General features: G+C 55.5%; 11 protein-coding genes. All 11 read right to left on the bottom strand.

Annotation, left to right across the window (positions count from 1 at the left end; all coding sequences use genetic code 11):
- Positions 1 to 292, bottom strand: a 292-nt coding sequence (locus ACETWG_08495; protein ID MFB0516629.1) for a cob(I)yrinic acid a,c-diamide adenosyltransferase, incomplete at its 3' end; no start/stop codon positions are given.
- 52 nt (positions 293 to 344) lie between these two features.
- Positions 345 to 1,778, bottom strand: a complete 1,434-nt coding sequence (locus tag ACETWG_08490) for an NADH-quinone oxidoreductase subunit N (protein MFB0516628.1) — start codon at positions 1,776 to 1,778, stop codon at positions 345 to 347.
- Positions 1,779 to 1,781: 3 nt separating this feature from the next.
- A complete protein-coding gene (locus tag ACETWG_08485; protein ID MFB0516627.1) occupies positions 1,782 to 2,258 on the bottom strand; it encodes a universal stress protein in 477 nt (158 codons plus the stop codon).
- 5 nt (positions 2,259 to 2,263) lie between these two features.
- Positions 2,264 to 3,685 carry a sodium:proton antiporter gene (locus ACETWG_08480; GenBank protein MFB0516626.1) on the bottom strand — a complete coding sequence of 474 codons (1,422 nt, stop codon included), beginning with the start codon at positions 3,683 to 3,685 and terminating at the stop codon, positions 2,264 to 2,266.
- 59 nt (positions 3,686 to 3,744) lie between these two features.
- A complete protein-coding gene (locus ACETWG_08475) occupies positions 3,745 to 5,322 on the bottom strand; it encodes an NADH-quinone oxidoreductase subunit M (GenBank protein ID MFB0516625.1) in 1,578 nt (525 codons plus the stop codon).
- Positions 5,322 to 7,238 (bottom strand): NADH-quinone oxidoreductase subunit L, encoded by a 1,917-nt coding sequence (gene nuoL / locus ACETWG_08470; protein MFB0516624.1) that lies wholly within the window; start codon positions 7,236 to 7,238, stop codon positions 5,322 to 5,324. The genes ACETWG_08475 and nuoL overlap by 1 nt, the downstream gene beginning before the upstream one ends.
- Positions 7,238 to 7,543, bottom strand: a complete 306-nt coding sequence (nuoK, locus tag ACETWG_08465) for an NADH-quinone oxidoreductase subunit NuoK (GenBank protein MFB0516623.1) — start codon at positions 7,541 to 7,543, stop codon at positions 7,238 to 7,240. The genes nuoL and nuoK overlap by 1 nt, the downstream gene beginning before the upstream one ends.
- A 3-nt stretch (positions 7,544 to 7,546) precedes the next feature.
- Positions 7,547 to 8,050 carry an NADH-quinone oxidoreductase subunit J gene (locus ACETWG_08460; protein MFB0516622.1) on the bottom strand — a complete coding sequence of 168 codons (504 nt, stop codon included), beginning with the start codon at positions 8,048 to 8,050 and terminating at the stop codon, positions 7,547 to 7,549.
- A complete protein-coding gene (locus ACETWG_08455) occupies positions 8,047 to 8,565 on the bottom strand; it encodes an NADH-quinone oxidoreductase subunit I (protein ID MFB0516621.1) in 519 nt (172 codons plus the stop codon). The genes ACETWG_08460 and ACETWG_08455 overlap by 4 nt, the downstream gene beginning before the upstream one ends.
- 33 nt (positions 8,566 to 8,598) lie before the next feature.
- Positions 8,599 to 9,621, bottom strand: a complete 1,023-nt coding sequence (nuoH, locus tag ACETWG_08450) for an NADH-quinone oxidoreductase subunit NuoH (protein MFB0516620.1) — start codon at positions 9,619 to 9,621, stop codon at positions 8,599 to 8,601.
- Positions 9,621 to 10,936 (bottom strand): molybdopterin-dependent oxidoreductase (locus tag ACETWG_08445; protein MFB0516619.1); only part of this gene is annotated, 1,316 nt, incomplete at its 5' end. The genes ACETWG_08445 and nuoH, both read right to left, overlap by 1 nt.

Raw genomic sequence — 10,936 nt, 5'->3', positions numbered from 1 at the left:
CGATAATGAGTTCTACGGCCTCAGAAGCGGCCTGCCGATGAACTTCTTCAGGTTGATCGTTATCAAGGATTTGATAGAATCCGGCCCCCATGGCATGCAGCTCAAACTGATCACCTTGGCGATCAATGCTCTTCATCTCACCGTATTTCCAGGTTCCCTTAACGAACTGGACCATGCAAATTTTCCAACCATACCCCATGGCTCGGAAAGCAGTACCCAAGGCAGCGGTAGTTTTGCCCTTACCTTCGCCGGTATAAACGATCAGGAGGCCTCGCCGCCTAGGATTAGTCATAACTGAAATCGGACCGGTTTGGAGGAGCAGGTGTTCTTCAGCCACGGAACCATTAGAAGAGGCTCCCCGCGGCGGATACGCTGTTCTTTACCAGCGCCATAGGGAAAATGCCAAATCCCAGGACGACCAGCACCAGTAGCAGGAACACAGGGGCCGCGACCCGAGGCAAAAGAATAGGGGTCTCATCAGTGGGCTTCTGCATATACATGGCCACCACGGGACGCAGGTAGTAGTACACTGAAATGAGGCTGTTGAGGACGGCGATCACCACTAGCCAGACGTAGCCCTCATCTACAGCGGCATTGAAGACAAAGTACTTACCGAGAAAGCCGGCGGTGGGAGGAAATCCCGCCAGAGATACCATCGCGAGTGCAAATACGCCAGCCAAGTAGGGATTCCGCCGGGCCAGCCCCCGGTAACTGTCGATGTCCAGATTTGATTCTTCATCCCCCTCAATGAGCGCCACTACACCAAAGGCGCCCAGGGTGGTAGCCGCATAAACCGCCACGTAATACATCATACCCAAAGCACTATCGTAAGTACCTACCAGCACCGCCACTGCCAGATAACCAGCATGAGCCACGCTAGAAAAGGCCAGCATCCGCTTCAGGTTGTCCTGCAGAATCGCGGTAATATTCCCCACCGTCATGGTGAGGACGGCCAGAACCCATACCACACCCCACCAGTGCTGGGTAGTAGCCGCGAAGGAGATGACGATAACTTTCAAGAAGGCAGCGAACCCGGCTACCTTGGGACCAGTGCTCAAAAAGGCCGTAATGGATGTGGGGGCCCCTTCGTAGACGTCCGGTGCGTACATATGGAACGGCGCCAGGGCCACCTTGAAGGCAAATCCCACCATCAGAAGACCGAAGCCCGCCAGCGTCAGGGCTGGAGAAAGGTGCTCACCGGAAACGATGGATTGTCTGATGGCATCGTAGTGGGTTGCACCGGTACTGCCGTAAATGAGGGCAATGCCAAAGAGAAAGAAACCGGTAGAAAAGGCCCCCAGGAGGAGATACTTCAGCCCCGCCTCATTGGACCGCACTCGATGCCGATAGAATCCAACCAGGATATACAATGGAATCGACAGCAGCTCCAGCCCCAGGAAGACAATAGTCAGGTCGTGGGCCTTGGCCATGAACATCATACCGATGGTAGCGAACAGGAGGAGGGCGTAATACTCTCCTCGCTCTTCCAGGGTCTTCCGCAGGTAGGGGATAGCGATGAGCATAGTGGCGGCTGCCGTGATCAGAAATACCACGTCGAAAAACCGGGAGAAGTGATTCACCAGGATCATCCCATTGTAGAACTGGCCTGTAGCTGGAAAAGCGAGTTCCAGGGCCAAAGCCGCCGCGATCCCTGCCATTGCCACCCCAGCGAAATGTACCCGGGGCGGCTCTCGGAATACCTCCAAGATGAGAAGCACAAGGGCCGTGGCTACCAGGGCCAGTTCCGGCAAAGTACTGGTGATGTCTGCCAAAGTCATTGGCTACCCTTCGGATATATATGGTATGACCAGCACGGGACAGGGGGCCTGCCGGACCACGTGTTCGGCCACCGTTCCCAGCAGCCGGTCCATGAGACTATCCCTGCCATTGGTCCCCATGACGACCAGCGGCAAGTTAGGCTTCTGGAGCCGGGCGGTGATGTCCTGGGCCGTCTTGAGAATCACATCCTCAGGCTTGCCCTCCCGGATAAGGTACTCAACCTGGATGTCCTCCACGCCGATTGCAGTGACCAGTGCCTGCATCTGCTGGCGGCACCTGGTGGCAACCTGCTGGAAACGCTCTTGGACCTGCTCCACACTCACCCGGAGCATCACCATTTCACCCTTGTCCATGAACTCCTCATGGACGTTCAGTATCGTCAGCCGGGCATTATACTTAGCCGCCACATGGACGGCTACCCGCAGCGCTTCATCGGAACGAGGGCTCAAATCCGTGGCACACAGTATATCGCTGAACATGGCGGTTACCTCAAGAATACGAAGGTGACAATTACAAATATGGGGAGCAGTATGAGCACCGACCAGACCATATAGCCGAAGAAGCTGGGCATGGGGATCTTGTTCTCTTCGGCGATGGAGCGCACCATGAAGTTAGGGGCGTTGCCGATGTACGTATTGGCTCCCATGAAAACGGCCCCGATAGAGATCGCGACCAACATGGTCTCAAACACCTGGAGGTTGGTCAGCAGCTCGCCTTCCGTGGCGTTGCCTGCCAGAAAGCGGCCCACCTCCCCTTCCGTCAGATGCAGCTTGCCCAAGGCGGTGTTAAAAAAGGTGAGGTAGGTGGGCGCGTTATCCAGGAAGCTGCTGAGTGTCCCTGTGACCCAGAAATAGTGCCAGGGCCGTTCCACACTATTAATGATGAAGGCCAGGGCGCCTTCCGAGCCGGCTCTGAGCATGGCCAGTACCGGGACAATAGTGATGAAGATGCCCGCAAATAGGTAGGCCACTTCCTTGATGGGAGCCCAGGTGAAGCCGTTGGCATCCCGGAGCTCCTGCCGCGTGCTCCTGTAGGACAGCACCAGCACGAGGATAATCCCCAGGTTCCGGTAGATGTCCTGCAACGGAATATGGACTCCCAGAATGGAGACTTCGGGAAGTTCCAGCATGCCGCTCATGAGCACCAGGGCCATAATCCCACCTAGAAAAAGAAAGTTATGCAGGCCCTCCAGGCGGATGGGTTCGCCACCCTGGATGGCGGGCCGCGGCGTCCCGTCCCGTTTGAGAAAATAGCTGTCCAGCAGGAAAAAAAGGACCAGCAGGACGATGACCATAAAGGCCATCTCGACGACAAGCCGTAGGGTCCAGAAGAAGGGTACGCCATGAATGAAGCCCAGCAGCAGGGGCGGGTCGCCCAGGGGAGTCAGAGAGCCGCCGATATTGGCCACCAGGAAAATGAAAAAGATGATGATGTGCTTCTTGCTTTTCCGCCAAGCGTTGGCCCGGATAACCGGCCGGATCAATAGCATGGCCGCGCCGGTGGTGCCCACCCAGCTGGCCAGTAAGGTCCCGATCAGCAGCAGGACGGTGTTCACTGCCGGAGTGCCCACGAGAGTGCCGCGCAGCGCGATGCCGCCACCGATCGTAAACAGGCCCCAGAGAACGATGATGAAGGGAACATAGTCCACCAGCATGATGTGGACGAGCTCGTGAAAGGCTTCACCCCGGTAGGCGATGAGGAACGGCACCGCGAGAATGATGGCCCAGGCGGCTGAGACTTTGGGAAAGTGGTGATGCCAGAAAGTGGGCGCCATCAGCGGAAAAATGGCAATGGAGAGCAGTATTCCCAGGAAGGGAATCGCGCTCCACAGGGGCAGGATACGTCCCAGGTGTTCGCCGCCCTCCTCGCTGGTTGCCAGAGCCAGAGCCGGCACCAGCAGGATCACAATAAGCGCCCCGAGCCATCTCCTCAATGCATGGTGATCTATATGTCGTTTAGCCTGATTCACTCATCTTCCTCATAGGATAGGGTGGTTTCCATCTCAATCTGGGCAGCTGCTGTCGGGGCGACGGCCTGCTGGTAAGTGTTCACCAAAGTTGTTACCGACGGTTCAATTCGCTTCAGGAACGGCTGAGGGTAGACACCCAACATGACGATCATGACCAGGATCGGCAGCATCACCGCCCATTCGCGGCGGGTCAGATCTATTAGTCCCCAGCCTTCACCCGCTTCCTTTGTGACTTTCACAGCCCCGGCCTGCGGGCCGAAGAAGACTCGGTGCACTAGCCATAGCAGATATATCGCTGAAAGAATCACGCCCAGCACGGCCAGGACAGCGGCCACGGGCTGCGTCTTGAAGCTCCCCACGATGATGAGAAATTCACCCACGAAGCCATTCAGGCCAGGCAGGCCAATGCTGGCCAGGGTTACGATGACAAATACTGCCGCATAGCGGGGCATACGGCTTGCCAGACCACCATAGTCAGCGATCTGGCGGGTGTGGGTCCGCTCGTAGATGATTCCCACCAGAAGGAACAAGGCACCGGTGGACAGGCCGTGGTTCACCATCTGAATGATGCCGCCGGACACCGACTGTAAGCTGAGAGCGAAGATGCCCACTACCACGAATCCCAGGTGACTCACGCTGGAATAGGCCACCAGCTTTTTCATGTCCGGCTGGGCCATGGCGACCAGGGCACCGTAAATAATCCCGACCACCGCGAGGGCCACGATGAGGGGAGTGAACTGGGCGGTGGCCTCCGGAAACAGGGGCAGGCAGTAGCGCAGAAAGCCGTAGCCCCCCATTTTCAGCAGGATACCGGCCAGGATGACCGAGCCGGCGGTGGGAGCCTCAACGTGGGCATCCGGTAGCCAGGTATGGAACGGGAAGAGCGGCACCTTGATGGCGAAGCTCAAAGCGAAAGCCAGGAACATCCAGATCTGGGTTGTATGCGAAAGCCTCAGGCCGGTCAGCTCCAGGTAGTTGGCGGTTGGATATCCCAACTGAGCATTGCCCTGACTCCATAGGCTGAAAATCGCCACCAGCATGAGAAGGCTGCCCAGCATGGTGAACAGGACAAACTTGATGGAGGCATACAGCCGATTCTCACCGCCCCAGATCCCAATGATGAGGTACATGGGGATGAGCATGGCCTCCCAGAAGATGTAAAAGAGGAACAGATCCAGGGCGGCGAACACGCCCAGCATACCGGTCTCCATGACCAGCAGAGCCACCATGAAGCCCTTGACCCGCCGCTGGATAGCATTGAACGAGGATAAGATGGTCACGGGGGTGATGAAGCTGGTGAGCATGACCAGCAGGAGACTGATGCCGTCAATGCCGACATGATAGCTAATGCCATAGTTAGGAATCCAGGGCGCTCGCTCAATGAATTGAAATGCGCTAGTGAACTCAAACCCCTTAAAGAGGAAGTAGGAGAGAACAAAGGCTACCAGCGATGTCCACAGCGCCACTTGCCGGATAAGCTCACGCCGGGATTCGCGCAGGAAAAGAATAATCCCGGCCCCGGCGGTAGGGACAAAGATGGTCAGGGTCAGGAGATGTTGTTGAAGCCAATCCATTAGGCGATATATAGGTAAATCAATATGAAAATAACCCCGAGCAGAATGATGGAAGCGTAGTGCTGAATCAGGCCAGTCTGCACCCGGCGAATGACCCCTCCCAGCCAGGCGATAGTAAATCCACTGCCATTCACCACCCCATCTACTACTCGAACATCAAACCATTTCCATGAAACCGTCGCCAGGGCCTGGAAGGGTCGTACCACCAGCAATTGGTAAGCCTCGTCAACGAAGTACTTATTAAAGGAGAGACGATAGACCAGCCCCAGCCGCTGGGCCAAGTCAGCCGCCAGGGTTGGCTGTCGTATATACACCCGATAGGCATAATAGACCGCCCCCAGGACAACCACGGTACTCACCACCATGAGCGAAAGCTCGAGTCCATGTGAGGCTTGCTGGCCCGCCATGCCGATCACTTGAGGTCCAGCTAAGACCGGTTCGAGGAAGTGATGGAACCGGTTGATTCCTCCTAGCGCTTCCGGGAAGCCTATATAGCCCCCGAAGATGGCCAGGAACGCTAAAAGGACTAGGGGAATGGTCATCACAGAAGGGGATTCGTGGGGCTGGTGACTCCCCGCCCAAGCGGCCTCTCCATAAAAGGTGCGGAAAAAGAGCCGAAACATGTAGAAAGCCGTGAGACCGGCCGTAAGAATTCCCGCCAACCAGATCAAGCTAAAACCCTCGTGCTGGCTGAAAGCACCCCAGAGAATCTCATCCTTGCTGAAAAAGCCCGAGAATCCGGGAATGCCAGCGATGGCCAGCACCCCTACCAGCATGGTCCAATGTGTTGTAGGCAGATGCACCTGAAGACCGCCCATTTTGCTCAGATCCTGCTCACCTTTCAGGCTGTGAATAACACTGCCAGCAGCTAGAAACAGGAGACCCTTGAAAAAGGCGTGGGTCATGAGATGAAAAATACCTGCGGAGAACGCGCCCACTCCCACAGCAGTAAACATATATCCCAACTGACTGATAGTGGAGTAGGCCAGTACCTTTTTGATGTCATTCTGGGTGATAGCGATAGAGGCTGCGAAGAGAGCCGTGAGGATACCGAGGGTAGCCACGGTAGTCATAGTGGCGGGGGCCAGGCTGAAAAGCACGTTGTTGCGGGCAATGAGGTACACGCCGGCAGTGACCATAGTGGCGGCATGGATGAGCGCCGACACGGGCGTGGGCCCGGCCATGGCGTCCGGCAGCCAGACATGGAGGGGGATCTGGGCTGACTTACCGGTGGCCCCCATGAACATCAGCAGGGTAGCGGCGGTAAAGAAGCCCTGACCGACCCGAGCCCCCGGAGCCGCCTGTGCGATCTCGCTGATACTCAAGGTACCGAACTGGCGGTACAAGAGAATCATAGCAACGATGAAGCCTGCGTCACCGATACGGTTGACGATAAAGGCTTTCATCCCCGCCCTGGCCTTGGCCTCATCCTCAAACCAGTAGCCGATGAGGAGGTAGGAGCATAGTCCAACTCCTTCCCAGCCGAGGAACAATAGAACCAGGTTATCGGCCAGAACCAGGCTGAGCATCATAAAGGTGAACAGGTTCAGGAAGGAGAAATAGCGCCGGACACCGGGATCACCGTGCATGTAGCCAATGGAGTAGATGTGAATCAGCAGACCAACGCCACTGACTACCAGGGTCATAACGGCGGATAGGGGATCAAACCAGTAGCCCACTTGGATGTTCAACTCGCCGACAGGAATCCACGAGAAAAGGGTCTGTGTAAATAGCCGTTCCTCCGGGGGGAGCGCCAGCAGGGCAAACAGGAGCTGGGCACTAATGATGAAGGAGCCTCCGACAGCCAGGCAAGCCACAAGGCCACTCTGTTTCTCCGTAAGCCGTCTTCCCACTAGACCGTTAATCAAAAAGCCTAGCAAGGGAAAGAGGGTAATGAGGTAGAGGATATCGGCCATTAATACTTCATCAGGTGGATCTCTGAGATATCAGAAGTGCGCAGATTGCGGAAAAGGGAGATAATGATGGCCAAGCCCACCGCCACTTCTGCTGCTGCAAGGGTCATGATGAAAAAGACAAACACCTGCCCGTTCACGTTGCCGTAGTAACGGGAGAAAGCAATAAAAACAAGGTTCACCGCGTTGAGCATGATCTCTATGCTCATAAAGACAATAATGGCATTGCGTCGGAACAAGACACCCGCTACACCGATAGTGAACAGGAGACCAGCAAACGCCAGGATATGGTACAGGGGTACAACCACCACCTAGACCCTTTTCTTGGCCAGGAAGACCGTGCCAACCAGGGCTACCGTCAGCAGGAGCGAGGCGATCTCAAATGGCAGCAGATAGTGCGTGAACAGGGCTTCGCCTACTTGCGCCACGGTACCTATCTGAGCTACCTCCTGCTGTGGAGAAGTCAACAACACCCGAATTCCCTGTCCGATCAGCAGAAGTAGCAGGGTAACGAAAATCAGTGCTAGAAGACCAAACCACCAGCGGTCGGGATGAATCAGGCCGGGGCGGGGCTGATCCGACTGGACATTCAGCAGCATGACCACAAATAGAAACAGCACCATGATCGCCCCGGCGTAGATCAGAACCTGTAGAATGCCAATGAAGAAGGCTTCCAGGAGAAAATACATGGCCGCTAGATTCATAAAGGCAAAGACCAGGCCCACTACACTGTAGATGGGATTACGGTTCAGCACCACAAATAGACTGGTTCCCAACAAAAGAGCGGCAAACAGGTAGAACAGGACTGTCGTCATCTGGCTATCGGCACCTCGATCCTTTCACCCCGATTTTGACGAGCGTAGACGTTGCCATTTTTTGTCACGTCAAACACTTTCAGCAAGCCCTCCATATCGATGCGAAGGTTATCACGGGTATAGGCACTGAAGTCATAAATCTCGGTGAGTTCGATGGCGTCCTTGGGGCAAGCAATCTCGCAAAAGCCACAAAAAATACACCGCAGCAGGTCGATTTCAAACTTGACGGGATACCGCTCCTCCCCATCCTCCCAGGGTGCTGCTGAGGGCTCAATGTCGATGCAATGAGCGGGGCAGGCTGTCTGGCACATCTCGCAGGCCACGCACTTGATCCGCCCGTCATCGAATTTGTTCAGCCGATGGAGACCCCGGTACCCGGCAGGGGGCACGTGCTTTTTCTCAGGATACTGAATAGTATCCTTACGCTTGAAAAACCGTACCAGGGTAATAAACAGACCTTGTGCCAATGCCAGCAAGTAAAAGCGGTCCCAGAACCTGGGCTCATATGTTCGCACGACCGTTGCCATTACCTTATCTCGCTCATACTATCAAGCCCTTAGCGCCATCCACAAGCCGACGGCAAAAATGTTCACCAGGCCCAGAGGCAGCATGACTTTCCAACCCAGGCGCATGAGCTGATCGTAGCGGAACCGGGGGAAGGTCCACCGGATCCAGATATACAGAAAGAGGAAAAAGCCCACTTTAAAGGCAAAGGCCAGGACGGAGAAGACCACACCCCAATTGCCCAGGGCTGCCTCATCCACGAAGGGGATATCCCAACCACCGAAGAAGAGACACACCATGAAGGCGGAAGCGGTGATCATATTGGCGTATTCCGATAGGAAAAACATGATATACTTGAAGCTTGAATACTCGGTATGATATCCCCCCACCAGCTCCTGCTCAGCCTCGGTAAGGTCGAAGGGGAGGCGGTTAGTTTCGGCAAATATAGCCACTAAAAAAACCAGGGCTGCCAGGGGCTGTTTCCAGAAGTTCCAGCTGGTGGCCTGCTGATGGGCCACAATTTCATTGAAGGTAAGGCCACCGCTGACCATGATCACGCCGACAATCGCCAGGCCCATGGCCAGCTCGTAGCTAATCAGCTGGGCTGAAGAGCGCAGACCGCCCAGAAGGGGATACTTGCTCCCGGAACTCCACCCCGCCAGAACCAGCCCGTACACCCCCACCGACGTAAGGGCCAATATATACAGGAGGCCGATATTGATATCAGCCACTTGCAATTTCACCGTATGCCCGGCGATCTCCAGCGACGCCCCGAAGGGAATTACCGCGAAGGTCATAAGAGCCGGCACTATAGTGATCACCGGCGCTAGCAGGTAGATCGGTTTATTGACGTTGTCCGGGATAATATCCTCTTTGAGAAAGAATTTGAGACCATCGGCTACCGGTTGTAAGAGGCCCCACGGTCCTACCCGGTTAGGCCCCAAGCGATATTGAATGAAGCCAGCGACGCGCCGCTCGGCCAGGGTCATTATTGCTACGGTGAGGATGATAGCACCAAACACCACCACCACCTTGATCAGGGACGCTATGACATCAAAGGTATCCACTAGCTCGTGCCTGCTACAAATTGCCCTTTCTGGCCCAGCTTGAACCGGGTTACCTGACTGTAGGCTGGGATGGTCCGGTTGATCTTCCAGGTAACATCACCAGCACAGGTATACAGGCTCTCCTCACCCGTCAAGAGATGATCCAACTCAGCGATCACCAGCCAGTCAGCTCTGGCCTGTCCACTGGGCAGCAAAGCCGGCTGAAGCCATTGTACGAGGCTCTTATCATTGGTCACCGTACCTTCGCGTTCATACGGCCCCGCTACGGGCAGCACCAGGTTTGCCAACTCGGTGATCTCTGATTTATTACTCGCCAATACTACCTTGAATGGAGAGGCTACGAAAATCTTCTGCAGATCGGCGGTGACTTCAGCCCGGCCATCGGCATCCATGACCAGGAGGACCCCTAGTTCATCCTTGAAGAAAGACCTGGGTCCGGCCGCCAACATAGCGATCAGGTCTTCAGCTCCAAGGCGATTGCCCCCCTTATCGCCACTAATACGGAAACCCGACGGGAACACCTGATCCTCTTCCCGCCTGACAGGAATAAAGGCAATGTTTTTCTGATCAGAGAGGCGCTGCATGAGTTGACCCAAGAGAAAGTTGCTCTCATTGGGGAACGTGGGCGAGGCAAGGGCCCGAACGGCCGCCTTACCGCCGTGTTTGTCCACCTGATCCACCACCGTCTGATAGGCTTGGTCCCAGCCGAGTACCTTCCACCCCCGATTGGTTCGTACGAGGGGGTTGCTGAGTAGATTCTCGGTGTATTTGTGAAAGGCGTAGCGGCCGTAATCACAGATGAAGTAGCCATTGGCCTGCTCGTTTTCCCGGCTGATAATCCGATAGATCCGATTATGAGCAGCATCCACGGTGATGCTGCAGCCGGTGGTACACTCGGTGCAGACGGATGCGGTGTGGGACAGGTGCCAGACCCGGGTGGTATGGATATAGTCCTTCAGCAGCAGAGCGCCGACCGGACAGATGTCCGCCACATTGCCAGCCAGTGGGTTGTCCAGCGGTTTCCCATCGAAGACAGCAATTTTACTATAATAACCTCGGTTCTTCACTAAGAGATCGCCAGTTCCACTGATCCCTTGAGTGAAGCGGACACAACGGGTACACATGATGCAGCGGTTATGGTTGATGACTACTCCAGCACCCAACTCTTCGTTAGGTCGAACCCGCTTCTCTTCAATAAACCGGCTGTGAGCATGGCCGTACTTGAAGGAATAATCCTGCAAGAAGCATTCCCCTGCCTGGTCGCACACCGGACAGTCTAGCGGATGATTAAGGAGGAGAAACTCCAGCACCAGCT

The sequence above is a fragment of the Candidatus Neomarinimicrobiota bacterium genome (assembly GCA_041862535.1).
Taxonomy (GTDB): Bacteria; Fidelibacterota; Marinisomatia; order SCGC-AAA003-L08; family TS1B11.
The sequence above is the reverse complement of the archived record's forward strand: the minus strand, read 5'-3'. Positions and strand labels throughout refer to the sequence as shown.

Coding starts and splice junctions, on each gene's coding strand:
- ACETWG_08490 (MFB0516628.1), bottom strand. CDS start 1,778: ATGACTTTGGCAGACATCACCAGTACTTTGCCGGAACTGGCCCTGGTA.
- ACETWG_08485 (MFB0516627.1), bottom strand. CDS start 2,258: ATGTTCAGCGATATACTGTGTGCCACGGATTTGAGCCCTCGTTCCGAT.
- ACETWG_08475 (MFB0516625.1), bottom strand. CDS start 5,322: ATGGATTGGCTTCAACAACATCTCCTGACCCTGACCATCTTTGTCCCT.
- nuoL (MFB0516624.1), bottom strand. CDS start 7,238: ATGGCCGATATCCTCTACCTCATTACCCTCTTTCCCTTGCTAGGCTTT.
- ACETWG_08460 (MFB0516622.1), bottom strand. CDS start 8,050: ATGACGACAGTCCTGTTCTACCTGTTTGCCGCTCTTTTGTTGGGAACC.